At 74.9% G+C, this 23,827-nt stretch carries 7 protein-coding genes; all 7 read left to right on the top strand.

Features of this window, described 5'->3' with window-relative positions; translation table 11 throughout:
- The 7 genes from J3R08_RS19995 to J3R08_RS19965 all read left to right on the top strand — a co-directional run bounded on the left by J3R08_RS19995 (position 1) and on the right by J3R08_RS19965 (position 23,775).
- Entirely contained in the window at positions 1-3,372 is a 3,372-nt protein-coding gene (locus J3R08_RS19995) for a non-ribosomal peptide synthetase (RefSeq protein WP_209962429.1), read from the top strand.
- Positions 3,373-3,388: 16 nt separating this feature from the next.
- A complete protein-coding gene (locus tag J3R08_RS19990) occupies positions 3,389-9,037 on the top strand; it encodes a type I polyketide synthase (RefSeq protein WP_209962427.1) in 5,649 nt (1,882 codons plus the stop codon).
- 103 nt (positions 9,038-9,140) lie between these two features.
- The gene (locus tag J3R08_RS19985) at positions 9,141-13,694 is read left to right on the top strand and encodes a non-ribosomal peptide synthetase (protein WP_209962425.1); all 4,554 of its coding nucleotides are present in this window, start codon (positions 9,141-9,143) and stop codon (positions 13,692-13,694) included.
- The gene (locus tag J3R08_RS19980; RefSeq protein WP_209962423.1) at positions 13,691-18,385 is read left to right on the top strand and encodes a condensation domain-containing protein; all 4,695 of its coding nucleotides are present in this window, start codon (positions 13,691-13,693) and stop codon (positions 18,383-18,385) included. The genes J3R08_RS19985 and J3R08_RS19980 overlap by 4 nt, the downstream gene beginning before the upstream one ends.
- Entirely contained in the window at positions 18,382-20,094 is a 1,713-nt protein-coding gene (locus J3R08_RS19975; RefSeq protein ID WP_043323008.1) for a cyclic peptide export ABC transporter, read from the top strand. Before J3R08_RS19980 ends, J3R08_RS19975 begins: the two co-directional genes overlap by 4 nt.
- Positions 20,048-20,911 (top strand): thioesterase II family protein, encoded by an 864-nt coding sequence (locus J3R08_RS19970; protein WP_209962421.1) that lies wholly within the window; start codon positions 20,048-20,050, stop codon positions 20,909-20,911. The genes J3R08_RS19975 and J3R08_RS19970 overlap by 47 nt, the downstream gene beginning before the upstream one ends.
- On the top strand, positions 20,908-23,775 hold the full coding sequence (locus J3R08_RS19965) for an amino acid adenylation domain-containing protein (RefSeq protein ID WP_064445514.1): 2,868 nt from the start codon (positions 20,908-20,910) through the stop codon (positions 23,773-23,775). The genes J3R08_RS19970 and J3R08_RS19965 overlap by 4 nt, the downstream gene beginning before the upstream one ends.
- Positions 23,776-23,827: the final 52 nt, after the last annotated feature.

Raw genomic sequence — 23,827 nt, 5'->3', positions numbered from 1 at the left:
ATGACCGACCTCGACGCACGGCTCGCCGCGCTCTCCCCGGAGAAACGGGCGCTGTTCGAGAAGCTGCTGCGCGAGCGGGGCCAGGCGCGGCCCGCCCGGCGGGAGAACGTCTTCCCGATCTCCGTGATGCAGCAGGGCATCTGGTTCCTGGAGCAGCTCCGCCCCGGCAACCCGGCGTACCTGATCCCGGCGGCGGTGCGCATCCGCGGCCCGCTGGACACCGCCCTGCTGCGGCAGGCGGTCGACGGGATCGTCGCCCGGCACGAGTCGCTGCGGACCACGTTCGAGCTGCGCGACGGGCGGCCGGTGCAGGTGGTCCACCCGGCGCTCGCGATCCCGCTGGCCGAGACCGACCTGCGCGGCACGCCGGCCGGCGGCGACGAGCTGGAGGCGCGGATCGTGGCCGCGCTGCGCGAGCCGTTCGACATCACCACCGGCCCGCTGCTGCGGCTGGCCCTGCTCCGGCTCGGTGACGACGACTGCGTGCTCGGCGTGGCGATGCACCACCTCGTCTCCGACGGCTGGTCCGTCGGGGTGCTGCTGGGTGAACTCTCCACCCGGTATGCCGCGCTGGCCACCGGCGACCGGCCGGCGCTGCCCGAGCTGAGTGTCCAGTACGGCGACTACGCCGCCTGGCAGCAGGACTGGCTGGGCGGGGAGGACCTGTCGGCGGACCTGGCCCACTGGCGGGAGCACCTCGCCGGGGCGCCGGCCGTGCTCGACCTGCCGACCGACCGGCCCCGCCCGCCGGTGCAGGGCTTCCAGGGCGCCTCCCACCCGTTCACGTTGCCCGAGCCGGTGCTCACCGCGCTCGGCGCGCTCGGCAAGCAGCACGGCGCGACCACGTACATGGCGCTGCTGGCCGCCTTCGGCGTGCTGCTGCGCCGCTACAGCGGGCAGGACGACGTGGTGGTCGGCGTGCCGATGGCCAACCGGGACCGGGCCGAGGTCGAACCGCTCATCGGGTTCTTCGTCAACACCCTGCCGGTCCGCGTGGACCTGACCGGCAACCCGACCTTCACCGAACTGCTGGGCCGGGTCCGGGACGCCTGCCTCGGCGCGTACGCCCACCAGCGGGTGCCGTTCGAGAAGGTGGTGGAGGCGCTGAAGCCGGCCCGCGACCTCAGCCGGCCGCCGATCTTCCAGGTGGGGCTCTCCTACCAGAGTGACCCGCTGCCCACGCTGGCCCTGGCCGGGGTGGAGTTCGAACGGCTGCCGCTGCGCGCCCAGGGCGCCCGCTTCGACCTGGAGCTGCAGCTGTTCAACGACGCCGGTGGGGTCAGCGGCTGGTTCGAGTACGACCGGGACCTGTTCGAACCCGCCACCATGGCCCGAATGGCCGGGCACTACCGGCGGATCGTCGAGCTGGCCGTCGCCGGCCCGCACACGGCTGTCGACGAACTGCCGTTGCTGGACGCCGACGAGCGGGACGCCGTGCTGGCGCTGTCCCGGGGCGAGGCGCGGCGGTGGCCCGGCGCGGGCTGGGCGCACGAGCAGATCGCCGAGCGGGCCCGGCGGACGCCGGAACTGCCGGCGGTGCGGTTCGCCGGCCGCACCGTCGGCTACGGGGAGCTGCTGCGCCGGGCCAACGGGCTGGCCCGCCGGCTGCGTGCCGCCGGGGTCGGCCCCGGCGTGCGGGTCGGCCTGGTGCTGGAACGCTCGGTGGAGCTGGTGGTCGGCCTGCTGGCGATCTGGCAGGCCGGCGGCGCGTACGTGCCCGTCGACCCGGGCCTGCCGGCCGGGCGGGTGGCGCTGATGCTCGACGACGCGGACCCGGCGGTGGTGCTCACCCAGCGGCGGCTCGGCGAGAAGCTGTCCTGGGACGGGCCGCTGTGGTTCGCCGACGAGCTGCTCACCGACGACGTGCCCGCGGACGCCGCCGACGACCGGCCCACCCCGGTACGCGGCACCGACGTCGCCTACGTCATCTACACCTCCGGGTCGACCGGCCGGCCCAAGGGCGTGCCGAACACGTTCGCCGGCATCCGCAACCGGCTGCTGTGGATGCAGGACGCCTACGGCCTCGGCCCCGGCGACCGGGTGCTGCAGAAGACGCCGTACTCGTTCGACGTCTCGGTCTGGGAGTTCTTCTGGCCGTTGATGACCGGCGCGACGCTCGTCGTGGCCCGCCCGGACGGGCACCGCGACGGCGCCTACCTGGTCGACACGATCCGCTCTGAACAGGTCACCACCGTGCACTTCGTGCCCTCCATGCTCCAGGCGTTCCTGCGCGAGCCCGACGTCGAGCGGTGCGTGAGCCTGCGTCGGGTGATCTGCAGTGGCGAGGCGCTTCCGCGCGACCTGCAGGACCGCTTCTTCACCCGGTCCGCCGCCGAGCTGCACAACCTGTACGGCCCGACCGAGGCGGCGATCGACGTCACCGCCTGGGCCTGCCGCCGCGACGACCCCCGGCCGGTGCCGATCGGGCGGCCGATCGCGAACACCCAGGTGTACGTGCTGGACCGCCATCTGCAGCCGGTGCCCGTGGGTGTGCCGGGCGAGCTGCACATCGGCGGGGTCAACGTGGCGCTCGGCTACCTGAACCGGCCCGAGCTGACCGCCGAACGGTTCCTCGCCGACCCGTTCGCCACACCGGCGCCGGCCGGCGGCACGGCCGTCACCGGCGACCGCGACGACGACCGGCCGCCCGCCCGGCTCTACAGGACCGGTGACCTGGGCCGGATCCGTGCCGACGGCGCGATCGAGTACCTGGGCCGCCTCGACCACCAGGTGAAGCTGCGCGGCTTCCGGATCGAGCTGGGCGAGATCGAGGCGGCGCTGACCGCCTGCCCCGGCGTCACCGAGGCGGTGGTGGTGGCGCGTGCGCACGGCGGCGACACCCGGCTGGTGGCGTACCTGGTCGGGCCGGCCGTGCCGGCCACCGGTGAGCTGATCGGCCGGTTGAAGGAACGGCTGCCCGACTACATGGTGCCGGCGGTCTTCACCACGCTGGACGCCCTGCCGCTGACCCCGAACGGCAAGGTGGACCGGTCGGCCCTGCCCGAACCCGACCTGGCCCGCCCGGAGCTGCGCAGCCCGTACGTGGCGCCGCGCGACGAGCTGGAGCGGACCGTCGCCGGCATCTGGCGGGAGCTGCTCGGCGTGGAGCAGGTCGGGGTGGACGACAACTTCTTCGAGCTGGGCGGCCACTCCCTGCTGATGGCCGAGGCCCGCCTGCGGCTCGTCGCGGCGGCCGGCCGGGACGTGACGCTCGTCGAGCTGTTCCAGTTCCCGACCGTCGCCGCGCTCGCCGGTTACCTCAACCGGCCCGGCGCGGACGGCGACGGCCTGGGCGACGCCCAGGAACGGGCGGCCACCCGCCGGCAGTCACTGAGTCGACGTCGCCGCCGCTCGTCGGCCGCGCAGGCATGAACGGTAGGTGAGACAGATGTCAGAGGACGTCGAGAACCTCGACCAGATAGCCGTCATCGGCATGGCGGGGCGCTTCCCCGGCGCGGCCGACGTGGACGAGTTCTGGGCGAACCTCACGGCCGGCCGGGAGGGGATCGCCCGCCTGTCCGACGAGGAGCTGCGCGCCGACGGCGTCGACCCGCAGGTGGCCGCGCGGGACGACTACGTGCCGGCCAAGGGCGTCCTGGCCGACGCGGACCGCTTCGACGCGGGCTTCTTCGGCTACCACCCCCGCGAGGCCGAGGTCCTCGACCCGCAGCACCGGGTCTTCCTGGAGTGCGTGTGGACGGCGCTGGAGTCGGCCGGCCACGACCCGAAGACCTTCGACGGGCGCATCGGCGTCTTCGCCGGGTCGAGCCTGAACTCGTACCTGCTGTTCAACCTGCTCGCCAACGAGCAGGCGGTGGACGCGGCCGGCAGCTACCAGACGCTGATCTCCAGCGACAAGGACTTCCTGGCCACCCGGGTGTCGTACAAGCTGAACCTGACCGGGCCGAGCATGACCGTGCAGACGGCCTGCTCCACCTCGCTGACCGCGGTGCACCTGGCGGCCCAGAGCCTGCTCAACGGCGAGTGCGACCTGGCCCTGGCCGGCGGCGTGTCGGTGAGCGTGCCGCTGCGCGGCGGCTACCGCTACGAGCAGGGCGGCATCCTCTCCCCGGACGGGCACTGCCGGCCCTTCGACGCGCAGGCGCAGGGCACCGTCGCCGGCAACGGCGTGGGCGTGGTGGTGCTGCGGCGGTTGACCGACGCCCACGCGGCCGGGGACACAGTGGACGCGGTCATCCTCGGCACCGCCGTGAACAACGACGGCTCGCTGAAGGTCGGCTACACCGCGCCGAGCGTGGACGGGCAGGCCCGCGTCGTCGCCGAGGCGCTCGCCGTGGCCGACGTGGACCCGGACAGCATCGGCTACGTCGAGACCCACGGCACCGGCACCGCCCTCGGCGACCCGATCGAGATCACCGCGCTGACCCGCGCGTACCGCAAGCACACCGACCGGGTGGGCTACTGCGCGATCGGCTCGGTGAAGAGCAACGTCGGGCACCTCGACGCCGCGGCCGGGGTGACCAGCCTGATCAAGGCGGTGCTGGCGCTGCGCCACGAGGCGATCCCGGCGACCCTGCACCACACCCGGGCCAACCCCGAGCTGGCGTTGCCGACCAGCCCGTTCTTCGTCAACACCGAGCTGCGGCAGTGGCCCCGGCGGGAGACGCCGCGCCGGGCCGGGGTCAGCTCGTTCGGCATCGGCGGCAGCAACGTGCACGTGATCCTGCAGGAGGCGCCGGCCCCGGCCGCGTCGGCCGCCGCGCCGCCCGCCGCACCGGCCGTAGCCCGGGTGCTGCCGCTGTCGGCCCGGTCCGCGCCGGCGCTGGCCGCCGTGGCCGGCCGGCTCGCCGACCACCTGGCCGCCCACCCCGACCTGGACCTGGACGACGTGGCGTACACGCTGGCCGCCCGCCGCCGGGCCTTCGAGCACCGTACGGCGGTGACCGGCCGGGACAGCGCCGACCTGGTCGCCGCGCTGCGGCGGGCCGCCGACGCCGGCACGGGCACGCCTGCCGGACGGGACGCGCCGGTGGCGTTCCTCTTCCCCGGCCAGGGCGCGCAGTACGTGGGCATGACGCGGGGCCTGTACCGCAGCGAGCCGGTGTTCGCCGCCGAGCTGGACCGCTGCGCCGACCTGTTCGCCGGCCACCTCGGCGAGGACCTGCGGGTGCCGCTGTTCGCGGCCGACGACGGGACCGGCGACGCGGCGCTGGCGCTGGCGCGTACCGCTGTCACGCAGCCGGTGCTGTTCGCGGTGGAGTACGCGCTGGCCCGCCTGTGGATGTCGTGGGGCGTCCGCCCGGCGGCGATGGTCGGGCACAGCGTCGGCGAGTACGTGGCCGCCTGCCTGGCCGGGGTGTTCTCCCTCGAGGACGCGGTGGCGCTGGTCGCCACGCGGGGGCGCCTGGTGCAGTCGATGCCGGCCGGGTCGATGCTCGCGGTGTTCCTGCCCGAGGCGGAGGTGACCGGCCGGCTGACCGGCGGCCTGTGCGTGGCGGCGGTGAACTCCACCGGTCTGTGCGTGGTGGGCGGCCCGACCGCCGAGGTCGACGCGCTGGCGCAGCGGCTCGCGGCGGACGGGGTGGCGTGCCGCCGGCTGCGCACCTCGCACGCCTTCCACTCACCCAGCATGGACGCGGCTGTCGCGCCGTTCGTCGACGCGGTCCGCCGGGTCGCCCTGCGCCCGCCCGCCACCCCGTTCGTCTCCAACGTCACAGGCGCCTGGATCACCGACGAGCAGGCCACCGACCCGGAGTACTGGGGACGACACCTGCGCGCGCCGGTGCGTTTTGCCGACGCCCTGGACGTGCTGCTCGCCGACGAGGAGCTGGTGCTGCTGGAGGTCGGTCCGGGGCAGACGCTGCGCAACTTCGTCCGCCAGCACCGCGCCTGGCACGAGCGGCGGACGGTGGCCGGATCGGTGCGGCACCCGGACGAGCCGCGCGACGACCAGGAGTACCTGCTGGCCGGGCTGGGTGAACTCTGGGCCGCCGGGGCGCCGGTGGACTGGGCCGCCCGCGCCGGGGACACGCCGCGGCTGCTGCGCCTGCCCACGTACCCGTTCCAGCGCCAGCGCTACTGGATCGAGCCGCGGCCCGGCCCGGTCCGGCCCGCGCCGGTCGCGGCGACCGGGCCGGACGCGCAGTGGTTCCACGTGCCCGGCTGGCGGCGGCTCACCGCGCCGGCCGCCGGGACCGCCGACGGGGCGACCTGGGTGGTGCTCGGCGCCGAGCTGCCGCTGGGCGTGGCGCTGGCCGGGCGGCTGGCCGACGACGGCGCGACAGTGCTGCGGGTCAGCGCCGGCGACGAGCTGCGGGAGACCGGCGAGCGGGCCTGGTCGCTGGACCCGGCCAGCCGGGACCAGCACGCCGGCCTGCTCAAGTCGCTGGAGGTGGACGCCGGCCGGACGATCCGGGTGGTGCACCTGTGGAGCCTGACCGTGGAGCCGGGCGACGGCCCGGATCCGGACCGGATCGACAGCGCCCGGCGGGTCGGGTTCGACAGCCTGCTGGCCCTGGCCCAGGCGATCGGGGACGTGCAGCCGGGCGCCCCGGTGGAGATCGACGTGCTCAGCCGGGGCCTGTTCGCGGTGACCGGCGAGGAGAGCCTGCAGCCGGAGAACGCCCCGCTGCTCGGCGCCACCACGGTCATCCCGCAGGAGGTCCTGGACGTCACCTGCCGCGTGCTGGACCTGCCCGCCGCCGACCTGCCCGCCGCCGACCCGGCGCCCGGCCCCACGACCGTGCTGGCCCGACTCACCGCGCCCACCGCCGACCGGGAACTGGCGCTGCGCGGCCGGCACTGGTGGGTACGCGACTTCGAGGCCCGTCCCGCCGACGCCGCCGGCGGGACGGGCGGCCGGCTGCGGCCCGGCGGCGTCTACCTGATCACCGGCGGTCTCGGCGGGGTCGGGCTGGCGCTGGCCGAGCAGATCGCCCGCTCGGTCGACGCGCCGGTGCTCGGGCTGCTGCACCGCTCGGCGTTCCCCGACTCGACGCGGTGGCCGGACTGGCTGGCCGAGCACGGCGAGCAGGACGACACCAGCCGGCGGATCCGCGGCGTGCAGCGGCTGCGGGAACTGGGGGCGCGGGTGGTGGTGCTGCACGCCGACGTCACCGACCGGGCCGCCCTGTCCGACGCGGTCGGACGGCTGCGCGCCGAAGGCGGTGGCCTGCACGGCGTCATCCACGCCGCCGGCCTGCCGTCGCGGGGACTGATCGCGGTCAAGTCCGGCCGGGACGTGACCGACGTGCTGGCCGCCAAGACCGTCGGCACGCTGCACCTGGACGCCGTCTGCGACGCCGACGGACTGGACTTCCTGCTGCTCTGCTCGTCGCTGACCGCGCTGCTCGGCGGGCCGGGGCAGAGCGACTACTGCGCGGCGAACGCCTTCCTGGACGTCTACGCCCAGTGGCGGCGAGCCACCACCGGGGCGCCGGTCGCGGCTGTCGCCTGGGACACCTGGCGCAACACCGGCATGGCCGCCGGCCTGGTCGAGCGGCTGCACGGCGGCGCCGCGCTGACCGGGCACCCGCTGCTGCAACGCCTGGTCTCCTCGACCGGCACGTCCCGGACGTACGCCACCACGCTCAGCACGGCCGACAGCTGGATCGTCGACGAGCACCGGATCATGGGCCACGGCCTCGTTCCCGGCACCACGTACCTGGAGCTGGTCCACGCGGCGGTCGCCGACCGGGCGGCCGGCCGGGTGGTGGAGCTGAACGACGTGCTGTTCCTGATGCCGGTGATCGTGCCGGACGGTCGGAGCCGCGAGCTGTTCACCACGGTGGAGGAGCGCGACGGGCAGCTCCGGTTCAGCGTGCAGAGCCGCGTCGACGGGGAGGCCGGCCGCTGGCAGGAGCACGCGAGCGGCACCGTGGCCTTCCACGAGCGGCCGGCGGACACGGCCCGGGACCTGGACCGGCTGCGCCGCGACTGCGCCGTCACCGAGGTGATCGACACCGAGGACGAACTGAAGCGGCGGCTGAAGCTCGACCGGGTGGAGCAGGGCGGCCGGTTGCAGTTCTCGTTCGGCCCGCGCTGGCGGTGCCTGCGGCGCATCGAGGCCGGCGAGCGGCGGCTGATGGTCACGCTCGAACTGGCCGAGGAGTTCGCCGCCGACCTGGAGCGCTACCCGCTGCACCCGGCGCTGCTGGACGTGGCCGGCGCGTCCGCACGGATCCGCGCGCGGGACGTGTTCTACCTGCCGTTCACCTACCGCAGCCTGCGGGTCTTCGCCCCGCTGACCCGGGTGGTCCACTGCCACGTCGAGGTGGACGAGGCCGGTGACTCCGGCGAGACGCTCACCGTCAGCATCGAGCTGATCTCCCCGCAGGGACAGCTGCTGGCCCGGATCACCGACTTCACCATCAAGCGGATCAACGACATCGACGGCCTGCTGGAACAGGTGCGCGACGGCGCGGTGACCGCCGCCGGCACGGGCGCGGGCGAGGCGACGCCGGGCACCCTGCACGTGCTCAGCGAGGGGATGACCGCCGCCGACGGGATGGCCGCCTTCGACCGGCTGCTCGCCGCGCCCGAGCTGCCGGAGCACGTGGTGGTCACCGGCCGAGACCTTTCCGGGCTGCGCCGGCTGGCCGCCTCGATCACCCCCGCGCTGCTCGCCGGGGAGGTGGAGCAGATCGCCCCGCCCCGGGGCACCCATCCGCGGCCCGATCTGGACACCCCGTACGTGGCGCCGGGCACCGAGGCCGAGCGGACGGTGGCGGAGATCTGGCAGGAGGTGCTCGGCCTGGACCGCGTCGGCGTGCACGACGACTTCTTCGCCCTCGGCGGACACTCGCTGGCCGCCGTGCAGATCGGCGCGAAGATCCGCGGCCGGTTCGGGGTGGAGCTGAACCTGCGGGGCTTCTTCGACAGCCCGACGGTGGCGCACACGGTGACCGTGCTGGCCGACCCCGGCGGGCCGGGGGATCGGGGCGCCGACCGGATCGAAGCGGTGAGCCGGGACGTGCCCGACGACGAACTGGCCGGCCTCGACGAGCTGTCCGACGAGGAGATCGAGGCACAGCTCGCCGCCCTGCTCGCCGAGGACGACGGCGGGGGACGGGCATGAGCCGGCCGCTTCCGCCCGCCCCGGCGCGTGCCCGCCGTACGCGAGCGCCGCACGTCCTGTCCGCAGCCGTGTCAGCTCACCCACACACCGAGGATGATCGCCCGTGACGACCACCGACCTGGGCAGCCTGTCCGCCGCCGAGAAGCGCGCACTGCTGGCCGAGCGGCTGCGGCAGAAGAAGCAGCGGCGGGAGTTCCCGGCCTCCTTCTCCCAGCAACGACTCTGGTTCCTGGAGCAGCTCTCGCCGGGCAGCGCCGCGTACAACATCCCCGGCGCCGTCCGCATCCTGGGTCCGCTGGACCTGGAGGTGTGGCGGCGCTGCTGCAACGAGATCACCCGCCGGCACGAGGCGCTGCGGACCACGTTCACCGAGGTCGACGGCGAGCCCCGGCAGCTGGTCAACGCCGTCTGCGAGCCGGAGTTCACCGTGGTCGACTGCGCCCACCTGCGCGGACCGCAGGGTGAGGCGGGCATCCAGGAGTTGGCCCGGGAGGAGTTCACCCGCCCGTTCGACCTGGCCGGCGGGCCGCTGCTGCGGGTGCGGTTCCTCCGGCTCGGCCCGCAGGAGCACATCCTGCTGCTGACCATGCACCACATCGCGGCCGACCTGTGGTCCATGTCCGTGGCCATCGCCGAGCTGGTCGAGCTGTACGGGGCGTTCGCCGCCGGTCGCGAGTCGACCCTGCCGGACCTGCCGATCCAGTACGTCGACTACACCGTCTGGCAGCGGCAGCGGCTGGAGGGCGACGCGCTCGACGCCGACCTGGAGTACTGGAAGAAGACGCTCGCCGGGGCGCCGGCCGCGCTGGAGCTGCCCATCGACAAGCCCCGCCCGGCGGTGCAGAGCACCCGGGGCGGCTCCCGGCCCTTCGCCCTGCCCGAGCCGGTGATGACCCGGCTGCGCGCGCTGAGCCAGCGGGAGGGCGCCACCCCGTTCATGACCCTGCTCGCGGCCTTCCAGGCGCTGCTGCACCGCTACAGCCGCGAGGACGACATCGTGGTCGGCGTACCGGTGGCCAACCGGAACCGGCCGGAGATCGAACGGCTCGTCGGCTACTTCGTCAACACCCTGGCGCTGCGCACCGACCTGTCCGGCGACCCGAGCTTCCGCGAGCTGGTCGGGCGGGTCCGGCAGACCTGCCTCGGCGCGTTCGCCCACCAGGAGGTGCCCTTCGAGCGGCTGGTGGAGGAGCTGGCCCCGCGCCGGGACCTGTCCCGCTCGCCGATCTTCCAGGTGCACTTCATCTTCCAGAACATCCCGATGCCGAAGTTCGACGTGGCCGGGCTGCGGCTGGAGCCGGTCGACGTGGAGAGCTCCACCGCCCGGTTCGACCTGGAGCTGCAGGTCTTCGACCGGCCGGACGGGCTGACCGGCTGGTTCGAGTACAACACCGACCTGTTCGAGCCGGCCACCGTGGAGCGGATGTCCCGGCACCTCGCGCAGCTGGTGGAGAACCTGCTCGCCGACCCGGACCGGCCGATCGACCAGGTTCCGATGCTCGGCGGCGACGAGGAGCGTGACCTGCGGCTGCGGTGGAACGACACCCGCCGGGACTGGCCGCAGCCGGTGTGCGTGCCGCAGCGCTTCGCCGCCCGGGCCGCCGCCACCCCGGACGCCCCGGCGCTGCGCACCGACCGGGAGAGCCTGACCTACGCCGAGCTGGACGGGCGCTCGACCCGGCTGGCCCGCCGGCTGCGGCGGCTCGGGGTGGCCCGGGAGACGATGGTCGGCATCTGCCTGGAGCGTTCGGCCGACATGGTCGTGGCGATGCTCGCCGTGCTCAAGAGCGGCGGTGCGTACGTGCCGCTGGACCCGGGTTTCCCGCCGGACCGGATCGCCTTCATGCTCGCCGACTCCGACCTGTCCGTGCTGCTCACCAGCAGCGACGTGCTGGCGGGCCTGGGCGGGGTGAAGGCGCAGCCGCTCTGCCTGGACCTGCTCGGTGACGAGCTGGCCGCCGAGTCGGCCGAACCGCTGGACGTCGACGTGCGCCCCGACGACCTGGCGTACGTCATCTACACCTCCGGCTCCACCGGCCGGCCCAAGGGCGTGCAGGTGCCGCACGGGGCGCTGGGCAACTTCCTGCTCGCCATGGGCGAGCGCCCCGGCGTCACCGCCGACGACGTGCTGCTTGCGGTCACCACGCTCTCCTTCGACATCGCCGGGCTGGAGCTGCTCCTGCCGCTGGTCGAGGGCGCCTGCGTGGCAGTGGTGAGCCGCCAGGTCGCCGCCGACGGGGAACGGCTGGCCGCCGCGCTGGCCGCCTTCGGCGCGACGGTCATGCAGGCCACCCCGTCCACCTGGCGGATGCTGCTCGACGCCGGCTGGACCGGCGAGGCCGGGCTGCGGGTGCTGGCCGGTGGCGAGGCGCTCCCCGCCGAGCTGGCCCAGCGCCTGCTCGGCCGGTGCGCCGAGCTGTGGAACATGTACGGCCCGACCGAGACGACCATCTGGTCGGCGGTGGCGCGGGTCGACCACGGCCCGATCTCCATCGGCGAGCCGATCGCCAACACCGAACTGCACGTGCTCGACGGCAGCGGCCACCTGGTGCCGCCGGGTGTCCCCGGCGAGCTGCACATCGGCGGCGCCGGCCTGGCGCGGGGCTACCTGGACCGGCCCGAGCTGACCGCCGAGCGGTTCGTCCGGCACCCCTTCCCGATCGGGCTGGGCGACCGGCTCTACCGCACCGGCGACCTGGTCCGCCGTCGCGCCGACGGGAGCATCGAGTTCCTCGGCCGGCTCGACCACCAGGTGAAGCTGCGGGGCTTCCGGATCGAGCTGGGCGAGATCGAGTCGGTGCTGGAGCGGCAGCCGCAGGTCAACCAGGCGGTGGTGACCGTACGCGAGGACACCCTCGGCGACCAGCGGCTGGTGGCGTACGTGGTGGCCGGCGCCGACGCCCGGGCCGAGGCGGCGGCGCAGTGGCCGCACGAGGTGGAGCAGTGGCGCGACGTCTGGGACGCCGCGTACGACGTGACGGAGACCGGCGAGGTCGACCCGACGTTCGACACCCGGGGCTGGAACAGCAGCTACACCGGAGCGCCGATCCCGGTGGCGGAGATGCGCGGCTGGGCCGAGGCGACCGCCGAGCGGATCCTCCAGGACGGCCCGCGCTCGGTGCTGGAGATCGGCTGCGGCACCGGCCTGATCCTCTACCGGGTCGCCCCGCACGTGCGCCGCTACTGGGGCACCGACATCTCCGCTGTCGCCCTGGACCGGCTGCGCGCCGACGTGCCGGCGCGGGGACTGTCCGGGGTGGAGCTGTTCGGCTGCGCCGCCGACGAGCTGGACGCGCTGCCCGACCAGCTCTTCGACGTGATCGTGCTCAACTCGGTGGCGCAGTACTTCGCCGACGAGGACTACCTGCTGCGGGTGATCGAGGGCGCGCTGCCCCGGCTCGCCCCGGGCGGCTCGCTCTTCCTCGGCGACATCCGCAGCCTGCCGCTGCTGGAGACCTTCCACACCTCGGTGCAGGTGGAGCGGGCCGAGGCGCAGGACAGCGCCGAGCAACTGCGCGAGCGGGTGCGCCGGGCCGTCGCCGACGACCGGGAGCTGGTCTTCGACCCGGGCTTCTTCACCGCGCTGCCGGCCCGCTTCCCCCGGCTGACGGGGGTACGGGTGATGCCGAAGCTCGGCTCGGTGAGCAACGAGCTGACCCGGTTCCGCTACGACGTACGGCTCACCGTCGACGGCGACGTCGTCGACGCCGGGGACGTGACGTGGCTGGACTGGCGCGACAGCGGGCTCACCGCGGCCGGGCTGCGCGAGCGGCTCACCGCCGACCGTCCGGCGCTGCTCGCGCTGCGCGGCGTACCCAACGCCCGCGTCGACCACTGGGCGCGGGCGGCGACGGCGCTCGCCGGGGCGGACGGCACGGTCGCCGACCTGCGGGCCGAGGTGGCGTCCCCTGTCGACCCGGCCGCCGTCGAGCCGGAACAGCTGCGCCGGCTCGCCGACGAGACCGGCTACCGGCTGGACCTGGACTGGTCCGGTCACGGACCGGCCGGTGACCTGACCGTCGTGCTGCGCCGGCTGGCCGGCGACGGCCGGCCGGAGACGCCGCTGCCCCGGCTCGCCGGGCCGCCCGCCGCCGAGCCGCGCTGGGACTCGTTCGTCAACGACGCCCTCGGCCGCCGGGCGAGGCGGCTGCTGCCGCGGCTGCGGGCCGCGGTCGGCGAGCAGTTGCCCGACTACATGGCGCCCTCGGCGTACGTCTTCCTCGACGCGCTGCCGCTCACCCCGAACAACAAGGTCGACCGCAAGGCGCTGCCCGCGCCCGAGTCGGGCCGGCGGCAGGTGACATCGGCGTACGTGGCGCCGCGTACACCGGTCGAGGAGGTGATCGCCGGCATCTGGGCCGAGACCCTCGGCGTCGACCGGGTCGGCGTGGGCGACGACTTCTTCGCCCTCGGCGGGCACTCGCTGCTCAGCACCCGGATGGTGGCCCGGGTCCGGGAGGCGTTCGGCGTGGACGTGCCGTTGCACAAGGTCTTCACCGACCCGACGGTCGCCGGGCTCACCCGGGCCCTGACCGCCGACCCCGCGCAGCGGACCGTCGTGGAGAAGACCGCCGAGTTGCTGATCCGGCTCAGCGACCTGTCCGACGACGAGGTGCAGCAGGCGCTCGACCGCGCCGACGGAAGGACGCAGGCATGAGCACCAGGCGGTTCGCCCTGTCCGCGCAGCGGCTCGCGCTGCTGGGCAACCTGCTCCAGGAGGAGGGCATCGACCGCGCCCCGGCGCGGACCGTGCCACCGCGCGCCGACCGGGACGCCCCGGTGCCGCTGACCTTCTCGCAGAGCCGGATCTGGTTCCTGGAGCAGTTCGCGGCGCACACCTCCGCGTACGTCATCTCCACGGCGATGCGGGTGCACGGCGACTTCCGCGCGGACCTGTTCGCCGGCGCCTGCGCCGAGGTGGTCCGCCGGCACGAGTCGCTGCGGACGGTCTTCTTCGAGCGGGACGGACGGCCGTACCAGCAGGTGCGGGCCGAGCTGCCGCCGGACGTGCGGGTCGAGGACGTGCCCGGGGTGATGACACCCGGGGAGGTCGACGCCGAGCTGCGCCGCCGCGAGGAGGAGCTGATCGGCCGGCCGTTCGACCTGGCCGCCGGTTCGCCGGTGCGGGTCCGGCTGCTCCGCTTCGGCCCGCAGGTGACCGGCGTGCTGCTCAACCTGCACCACCTCGTGTCCGACCGCTGGTCGATGGGGGTGCTGCTGCGCGAGCTGATCGACTGCTACCGCGCCCTGCTCACCGGCGGGCCGCACGGCCTGCCCGAGCTGCCGGTGCAGTACGCCGACTTCGCCCTCTGGCAGCAGGAGCCGGACGCTCAGCAGGCGTGGGCGGCGGACCTGGCGTACTGGACGGGCCAGCTCGGCGGCGCGCCACCGGAGATCGGCCTGGTCGGTGACCGGCCCCGGCCGAGGGAGAAGAGCTACCGGGGTGACTCGGTGCCGGTGGAGATCCCGCCGGCCGTGGTGACCCGGCTGCGGGCGCTGTCCCGGCAGGAGAACGCCACGCTGTTCATGGTGCTCCAGGCCGCCTTCGCGGTGCTGCTGCACCGGCTCACCGGCGACGAGGAGGTGGTGGTCGGCTCGCCGGTGGCCAACCGGCGCTTGGTCGAGCTGGAGCCGCTGATCGGGCTGTTCATGAACACCGTGGCACTGCGTACCGACCTGCGCGGCGAGCCGTCGTTCCGGGAGCTGCTGCGCCGGGTCGGCGCGGTGTGCCTGGCCGCGTACGACCACCAGGGCATCCCGTTCGAGCGGCTGGTCGAGCAGTTGCAGCCGGAGCGGTCGGCGGCCGGCACCCCGGTCTTCCAGGTGCTGTTCTCGTACCAGAACGTGCCGTTCCCGTCCTGGCACGACGGGCCGCTGCGGGTCGAGCCGGTCTCGCTGGACGCCCGCAAGGCCGAGTTCGACCTGCTGCTTGACCTCTTCGAGGACGGCGACACGATCTGGGGGCGGCTGGAGTACAGCACCGACCTGTTCGACGAGGCGACCGCCCGGCGTCACGTGAGCATGTTCCACCGTCTGCTGCGGGGCCTGCTGGACGACCCGGACACCCCGATCGGCGTGCTGCCGCTCGTCGGCCCGGTCGAGCGGGACGAGCTGCTGGCGCTGGCCACCGGCCCGGCGACCGACGCCGCCCGTCCGCTGGTCGGTGACGCCTTCGCCGCGGCGGTCCGCCGTGACCCGGCCGCCCCGGCGGTGCGGTTCGGCTCGCGTACGGTCGGCTACGGCGAGCTGGACGCGCTCGTCGGCGCGCTCGCCGACCGGTTGCGGGCAGCGGGCGTGCGCCGGGGCACCCGGGTCGGCGTGCGGCTGGACCGGTGCGTGGAGCTGGTGGCCGCGCCGCTCGCCGTCTGGCGGGCCGGCGGGGTGGTCGTACCGGTGGACCCGGCGCTGCCCGCCGACCGGGCCGCCGCGCTGCTGACGGCGGCCGAGGTCGCGTTGCTGCTCACCGCGCGCCCGCAGGGCGGCGTCCCGCGCTGGTCCGGGCCGACCTGCCTGGTGGACGACCCGTCCGCCGACCCGCGCGCCGTGCCCGACGCCGCCGTGCCCGGTGCCCTCGTGCCGGACGCCGCGGCGCCGGCCGGCGCGGGCACTGTCACCGGCGGCGACCCGGCCTACGTCACCTGTCCGCCCGACGGTGCGCCGCGCACCACGGTGCACAGCCACGCCGCGCTGCGCGACCGGCTGCGCTGGTTGTCCGAGGCGGCCGGGCTGACCGCCGACGACCGGGTGCTCCAGCAGGCGCCCCTGGCCGCCCCGGCGGCGGTCTGGGAGCTGTACGCCCCGCTGCTGAGCGGCGCGGCCGTGGTGCTGGCCCGGCCCGGCGGAGACCGCGACGCCCGCCACCTGGTCGGCCTGATCCGGGCGGAGCGGGTCAGCGTGGCCTGCTTCCGGCCCGACCTGCTCGCCGAGCTGCTCGACCAGCGCGGGGTGGAGCGCTGCGCCGCGCTGCGGCACGTGTTCTGCGGTGGGGCGCCGCTGTCCCGGGACCTGGTGGCGCGCTTCGCGGAGCGGTCGCCGGCGGCCCTGCACCACGTGCTCGTGCCGCCGGACGTGGCCGCGCCGGTCACCGCCCACCTGTGCGCCGTCGACGGCGAGCTCACCGATCCGGCCACGCCCGACGGCGAGCCCGCCGATCCGGCCAGGCCCGACGGCGGGCAGCGGCAGTTGATGCCGGTCGGCCGCCCGGTGCCGGGCACCCGGGCGCACGTCCTGGACCGGGCCGGTCAGCCACTCCCGGCCGGTGTGCCGGGGGAGCTGTACGTCGGTGGCGACCCGCTTCCGGCGCCGGCCGGAGGTGTGGCGGCGCTGCTGGCGCCGGACCCGTTCGGCACGGCGCGCGGCGCGCGGCTGCTGCGCACCGGCGAGCGGGCCCGGATGCGCGCCGACGGCGTGATCGAGTACCTGGGCCGCCTCGACCACCAGGTACGGCTGCGCGGCTTCCCGGTGGACCTGGACCTGGTCGAGTCGATCGTGTCCGGGCATCCCGCGGTGACCGAGGCCGCCGTGGTGGCGCACGACGACCGGCTGGTCGCGTACGTCGTGGGGCAGGCCGGGGCCGGTGAGCTGGCGGCGTACCTGAGGCAGCGGCTGCCGGAGAATCTGCTCCCGGCCGCCTGGGTGGCGCTGCCGGAGCTGCCGCGCACCCCGGCCGGCACCGTCGACCGGTCCGCCCTGCCCGCGCCGCAGCCGCCCGCCGGCGAGCCCGCCGCTGCTGCCGAAGCGCCCCGCGACGAGGTGGAAGCGGCGATCGCCGACATCTGGCGGGAGCTGCTCGGGATCGACGAGGTCGGCCGGGACGACAACTTCTTCACCCTGGGCGGGCACTCCCTGCTCGCCACCAAACTCGCCGCGCAGATCGACGCCCGGTACGGCGTACGGCTCGCGCTGCGCGACCTCTTCGGCAACCCGACCGTCGGCTGGCTGGCCGGGCAGGTCCGGCGGCACGCGAGCGGCGCGGACACCGGCCCGGCCCCGATCCCGCGCGTCGGCCGCGACGGCGACCTGCCGCTGTCGTTCAGCCAGGAACGGCTGATCCGGCACCACCCGCTCGGCCCGGCCGACCCGATCCACAACGTGGTGACCGCGCTGCGGCTGACCGGACCGCTGGACGAGGCGGCGCTGCGCCGCGCCCTGGACGACGTCGTCGGGCGGCACGAGGCGCTGCGGACCCGGATCGTGGACGGTCCGGACGGGCCGGCGCAGCGGATCGAACCGGCCGGCGGCTGGCCGTTGACGGCGGTGGACCTCCGCTACGCCGAGCCGGGCGAGCTGCGCGCGCTGATCGAGGAGCAGGGACGGCGGCCGTTCCGCATCGACGCGGAGCCGATGGTGCGCGGCCTGCTGGCCCGCCTCGGCGAGGACTGGTACGCGCTGGTGCTCACCATGCATCACCTGGTCACCGACAACTGGTCCTACGGGGTGCTGGTGCGCGACCTGACCGAGTTCTACGGCGCCCACGCCGCCGGCCGGGCGCCGCGGCTGCCGGAGCTGGCCGTGCAGTACCCCGACGTGGCGGCGTGGCAGCGCCGGCAACTGGCCGGCGGCGCGCTCGACGCGCACGTGGACCACTGGCGGCGCGCCCTCGCCGGCCTGCCACCGGCACTGACGCTGCGGCCACCGGGCACCGGGACGACCGCCGCCGACGGCTTCACCCGCGCGTTCCGCGTCGACCCGGCGGTCACGGAGAAGCTGCGCGGGCTCGCCCGGCAGGAGGGGGCCAGCCTGTTCATGGCGCTGCTGGCCGCGTACCACCTGCTGCTCGCTGCCTGCTCCGGCCGCGACGACATCCCGGTGGGCTTCCCGGAGGCGGGCCGGGACCGGGCCGAGACGGCCGACCTGATCGGCTGGTTCGTGCACCCGCTCGTGGTACGCGCCGACCTGACCGCCGCGTCGACGTTCGCCGGGCTGGTGCGGCAGGTCCGGGACCGGACGCTCGACGCGTACGCCAACCGGGCCGTGCCGCCGTGGCTGGCGGCGCCGGCCACCGCGGACGGTGACCCGACGCGGACCCTGTTCAACCTGCTCAACGCCGAGGTGCCGGAACTCGCGTTGCCCGGGCTGCGGGTCGATTCGTTGGAAATCGGTGACGACTACGTCTTCTCCGAGGTGCTCGGCACCAACCTCAGACCGGCGGAGGTCGACTTGGCTCTGATCATGCGGGAACAGGGCGCGGAACTGCACGGCACCTGGATCTTCTCCACCGACGTCCACGACGCCCGGGCGCTCCAGGCGCTGATGCGACGCTGGGACCTGCTGCTCGGCCGGCTGGCCGACTCGCCGGCGGCGCCGCTGACCACGCTCCGTGCCTGGCTGGACGAGGTGGGCGCATGAGCCTCTTCGCCTACCTGCTGCGCTACAGCCGGGGCCCGTTCCTGCTGGCCATCGCGGCGGGCATCGTCAGCGGCGGCACCGGCGCCGCCTTCATCGCCATGGTCAACCTGGCGCTGGCCGCCGATGCCGCGCCCTCGCAGCGGCTGATCTGGGGATACGTGGCGCTCTGCCTGGCCACGCTGGTCACCAAGTTCGTCTCCCAGAGCATGCTGTACCGGCTGTCCCAGGGCGCCGTCTACCACCTGCGCCGCCGCCTCATCGACGGCATCCTGGACGCCCCGCTGCGGACCGTGGAGCGGACCGGCACGGCGCAGCTCTACTCGGCGCTCGCCGACGACGTGGTGGTGATCGCCGACGCGCTGCCCGGCCTGCCGGGCATCTGCTCGGGCGCGGCGTTCGTGCTGGTGGCCATCGCGTACCTGGTGATCGTCTCACCGGCGGTGGCGCTCGCCACCGGCGCCACGGTCGTCGTGGGCGTGCTGCTCTACCTGCTCGTCTCCGCCTCCGGCCTGGGTGCGCTCAAGGCCGCGCGGCGGGAGCAGGACGCGCTGTTCGGTCACTTCCGCTCGGTCACCGAAGGGCTCAAGGAGCTGAAGCTCAACCGGGAGCGGCGGGCCGCGCTGATCGACGGTGAGCTGACGGCCACGGCGTCCGCCTACCGCCGGCACAGCGTCTTCGGCCTCTCCGTCTACGAGGGCGCCACAGGTGGCGGCCAGGCGGTCTTCTTCGCCTTCATCGGCCTGCTGCTGTTCGCCTTCCCCGCCTGGTTCGCCCTGTCCGACCAGACGCTCACGTCGTGCGTGCTGATCCTGCTCTTCGCCGTCTCCAGCCTTCAGGGCGTCCTCGTCTGGTTCCCCGCGCTGGGCCGGGCGTCGGTGGCCCTGGGGAAGATCAAGGAGCGGCTCGCGGAGCTCGACGCGGGTCTCGGCGGGCCGGGCGCGGGGCGGGCGCCCGCCGTGCCGAACAGCAGGGTCCCGGCCGCCGCGGGCCGGGCGGGCAACGTCTTCGCCGGGTGGCGAAGCATCGCCTTCCGCGGAGTCAGCCACGTCTACCCCGGACCGAAAGGCGAGCAGTTCGTGCTCGGCCCGCTGGACTTCGAGTTCCGGCGCGGCGAGATCCTCTTCGTCGTCGGCGCCAACGGCAGCGGCAAGACCACCCTGGCGAAGGTGCTCACCAGCCTGTACGAGCCGGAGAGCGGCGCGATCCAGGTGGACGGCACCCAGGTCACCGCGGCCAACCGGGAGGACTACCGCAACCTGTTCTCCGCCGTGTTCTCCGACTTCCACCTCTTCGACAGCCTGCTCGGGCTGCCGGCGGGGGAACAGGCCGCCAAGGCGCAGCGGTACCTGGAGCGCCTGCAACTGGACCACAAGGTACGCGTCGACGGGGACCGCTTCTCCACCACGGCGCTCTCGCTCGGGCAGCGCAAACGGCTGGCGTTGCTGGTGACGTACCTGGAGGACCGCCCCTTCTGCCTGTTCGACGAGTGGGCGGCCGACCAGGACCCGGTCTTCAAGGACTTCTTCTACCGGGAACTGCTGCCGGAACTGCGGGACCGGGACAAGGCCGTCGTGGTGATCAGCCACGACGACCGCTACTTCGACGCCGCCGACCGGCTCGTCCGGCTCGACTACGGCCAGATCAGGGAGGAGGAGGTTCCCCGTGGACAGTCGGTGGCTGGGCGGTCAGGTGTGGAATCCGGACGCTGACGTCCGCCTGTTCTGCCTGCCGTACGCAGGTGGCGGCGCGGCGGCGTTCCGGGGCTGGCAGCGCGCCGCGCCACCCGGAGTCCAGGTGGTGGCGTTGGAGTTGCCCGGCCGGGGCACCCGGCTGCAGGAGGCGCCCTTCCTGCGCCTCACCCCGCTGATCCGGTCCCTCGCCGACGCGCTGACCGGCGCGCTGGACCGGCCGTACGCGCTGTTCGGGCACAGCATGGGTGGCCTGCTCGCCTTCGAGCTGGCCCGGGCGCTGCGCCGCCGCCCGGTGCGCCAGCCGGAGCACGTGTTCGTCTCCGCCGCCGCGTCGCCGGACTCCCCGTCGTCGCGACCGCTGCTGCACTGCGCCGCCGACGACGAGATCCGCGCGCACCTGGCGAAGCTGGGCGGCACCCCGCCGGAGGTGCTCGACAACGCCGACCTGATGCGGCTGATGCTGCCCGTGCTGCGGGCCGACTTCTCGGTGCTGGAGACGTACGAGCACCGCCCCGAGCCGCCACTGGCGACGCCACTGACGGTGCTGGGCGGCCGGGGGGACCGGATCGTGCCGCCGAGGGCGCTCGACGGGTGGCGGCGGCACACCTCGGCCCGGTCGCGGCTCTGCCTGTTCCCCGGCAACCACTTCTTCCTCCACGGCGCGCGGGCCGAGGTGGTGGCGACGGTGGCGCGGGATCTCGCCGCCGTCGTACCGCCGCCCTGGGTGTCCGGCGCCGCCGACCGGTACCACCACCGACCGCCCCCGACCACAGTCGCCGCCGTACCCGCCCGGAGCGGGCCGCCGGTGGACCGGAACCCAGGAGACGAGACATGACCCCCCTCGACCCGGCGGTGGACGCGGCCGACATCGAGCCGTTCACGCTGCTCAGTCCCCGGGACCGGGCGATCGTCCCGGCCGGCGTCAGCGACGCCTATCCGCTGCCCGACGTACCGGCCGACCTGGTCGCGCAGGCGTCGGCGTTCACCGAGGTCGACCTGGACGGCCGGCGGATCGAGGACCCGGCCCCGTTCGCGCCGGAGCGTTTCGCCTCGGCGGTCGAGGCGGTGGTGCGCGCGCACGAACTGCTCCGTTGCTCGACCGACCCGTCCGGCGGCACCGAGCCGCTGTACCTGGCGCATCCGGACGCCACGGTCCCGCTGGCCCGGCACGACCACCGCAGCGTCGACGCGGACAAGCGCGACGCGATGCTCGCCGCGCTGCTGGAGACCGAACGGGCCACGCCGTTCGACCCGGCCGCCGCCGGGGCGCTGCGGCTGACCGTGATCCTGGAGACCGAACAGAGCTGGACGCTGCTGGTCGCCGCGCCCCGGGCGCTGAGCTGCGTGGCCGACCCGGCGGGCATCCTCGCCGAGCTGCTGCGCGCCTATTACGCCGCGGCGCCGGTCACCGCCACCCGGCACGCGCCCTGCGTCGCGGACGCGCTCGACGCCGCCGCCGACTTCGAAGGCGAGGAGTACTGGACCCGGGCGCTGGCCGGCGGCTCCTGCGCCCTGCCCGGCGGCTGGGGCGGCGCGGCCGGGAGCACCGAGCTCACCGTCGACCTGGCCGGGATGTCCGCCGGGCTGGCCGTGCTCGCCGACGCCGCCGGGGCGCCGCTGTCCACTGTGCTGTTCGCCGCCCACCAGACCGTGCTCGGCATGCTCGGCGCCGAACCGGCCGGGCACACCGACGCCACCCTCACCCCGCACGGCGGCGCCGCGCGCCCGGACTGCGAGCGACTGCTGCACCGCGTGGTGCGGCCCGTGCCGACGGCCGCCCGCGCGGCGACCTGGCGGGCGCTGGTGCGCGACGTGGCCGCCCACGAGCGCGACGCGTGGACCCACCGGCTCGCGTACCGCCCGGTCACCGGCGGGCCGGGGCAGGGGCAGCACGCCCTCTTCGAGTGGGACCCGGCCGCCGGCCTGCCCGGTGAGCCGCTGCCCGGCCTGCCGGCCGACCGGGACGGGTACGGCCTGCGGGTCACCGCCGGGCCGGACCGCCTGCGCCTGCGCGTCGCCGGGGAGACAGTCGACCCCGGGTACGCCCGCCGGCTCGCCGCGCTCTACCGGGAGGTGCTGGTGGCGATGGCCGCCGACCCCGACGGTGACGCCGGGCGCACCTACCTGCCGGCGGACGAGCGCGACGCGGTGCTGCGCGACTGGGCCGTCGCGGAGACGGCGCACCGGGGCGACGTGACCGTGGTCGACCTGATCCGGGCCCAGGCCGACGCCACTCCGGACCGGATCGCCGTCCGGGTCGGCGACAGGCGGCTCACGTACCGGGAGCTGATGCGGCGGGCCAACCGGCTCACCCACCACCTGCTCGACCTCGGCGCCGGCCGGGACACCCTGGTCGGTGTGTGCCTGGGCCGCACACCCGACCTCATCCCCGCCCTGATCGCGGTCTGGCAGTCCGGGGCCGGCTACCTGCCGCTGGATCCGCAGCTGCCGGCGGAACGGCTGCGCTACATGATCGAGGCGGCCGGCAGCCCGGTGGTGGTCACCTCCACCGTCGAGCAGGCCACCCTCACCGGCCTGTACGACGGCGTCCTGGTCCTGGTCGACGCGGACGCGGCGGCCGTCGCGGCCCGGCCCGACACCCCGGCGACCGTGCCGATCGACCCGGCCCAGCTCGCCTACGTCATCTTCACCTCCGGCTCCACCGGGCGGCCCAAGGGCGTGCTGGTGCCGCACGCCGGCCTGGCCAACTATCTGCTCTGGACCGTCGGCGCGTACGCCGCGCACGGCCCCGGCGGCGCCCCGGTCTTCTCCTCGATCTCGTTCGACCTGGGCATCCCGAACATCTTCACCCCGCTGATCACCGGGGAGCCGGCGCACCTGCTGCCCGAGCCGCTGGACACCGCCGACCTCGGGGCGCACCTGCTCACGGGCGCGCCGTACAGCTTCATCAAGATGACCCCGGGCCACCTGGACCTGCTCACCTGGCAGCTCACCGGGGAGCAGGCGCGGGACCTGGCCGGCATGGTCATCGCGGCCGGGGACTCGTTCACCGCGGCGCTGGCCGAGCGCTGGCTGGATCTGGCCGGGCCGGACGGCACGAAGGTCGCCACCGAGTACGGCCCCACCGAGATCACCATCGGCAACTCGGGGCAGCCGATCAGCGAGCCGCCGGCCACCGAGCTGGTGCCGCTCGGAGTGCCGATCGTCAACACCACCATGTACGTGCTGACCGAGCGGCTCGACCCGGTGCCGGTCGGCGTGCCCGGCGAGGTCTGGATCGGCGGCGTCGGGGTGGCGCGCGGCTACCTGGGCCGCCCGGACCTGACCGCGGACCGGTTCCGGCCCGACCCGTACGGCCCGCCGGGCAGCCGCCTCTACCGCAGCGGCGACCTGGCCCGCTGGCTGCCCGACGGCACGCTGGAGTTCCTCGGCCGCATCGACAACCAGGTCAAGATCCGGGGCTACCGGGTGGAACTGGGCGAGATCCAGGCCCGGCTCGCCGCCCATCCGGGCGTCCGTGACGCCGTGGTGCTCGCCCGCGAGCCCAGCCCCGGCGAGAAGCGCCTGGCGGCGTACGTGGTGCTCACCGCCGGCGCGGCGGTGGACGCGGCCGCGTTGCGCGCCCACCTCGCCGTCGACCTGCCCGACTACATGATCCCGGCGGACGTCGTCGCCATCGACCACATTCCGCTCACCACCAACGGGAAGGTGGACAGCCGCGCGTTGCCCGCCCTCTGATCCGCTCCCACGAATCCCCTCCGTGCCGACACCGGCCCCCGTGCGCCGGGAC

The organism is Micromonospora sp. HB375 (assembly GCF_017872985.1).
In the GTDB taxonomy this organism is placed as follows: Bacteria; Actinomycetota; Actinomycetes; order Mycobacteriales; family Micromonosporaceae; genus Micromonospora; species Micromonospora chalcea.
Note: the sequence above shows the minus strand (reverse complement) of the source record. Positions and strands in the feature narration are given on the sequence as shown.

What these genes read in the sequence shown, in the direction of transcription:
- J3R08_RS19995 (WP_209962429.1), top strand. Translation starts at nt 1, where the DNA reads ATGACCGACCTCGACGCACGGCTCGCCGCGCTCTCCCCGGAGAAACGG.
- J3R08_RS19980 (WP_209962423.1), top strand. Translation starts at nt 13,691, where the DNA reads ATGAGCACCAGGCGGTTCGCCCTGTCCGCGCAGCGGCTCGCGCTGCTG.
- J3R08_RS19975 (WP_043323008.1), top strand. Translation starts at nt 18,382, where the DNA reads ATGAGCCTCTTCGCCTACCTGCTGCGCTACAGCCGGGGCCCGTTCCTG.
- J3R08_RS19990 (WP_209962427.1), top strand. Translation starts at nt 3,389, where the DNA reads ATGTCAGAGGACGTCGAGAACCTCGACCAGATAGCCGTCATCGGCATG.
- J3R08_RS19965 (WP_064445514.1), top strand. Translation starts at nt 20,908, where the DNA reads ATGACCCCCCTCGACCCGGCGGTGGACGCGGCCGACATCGAGCCGTTC.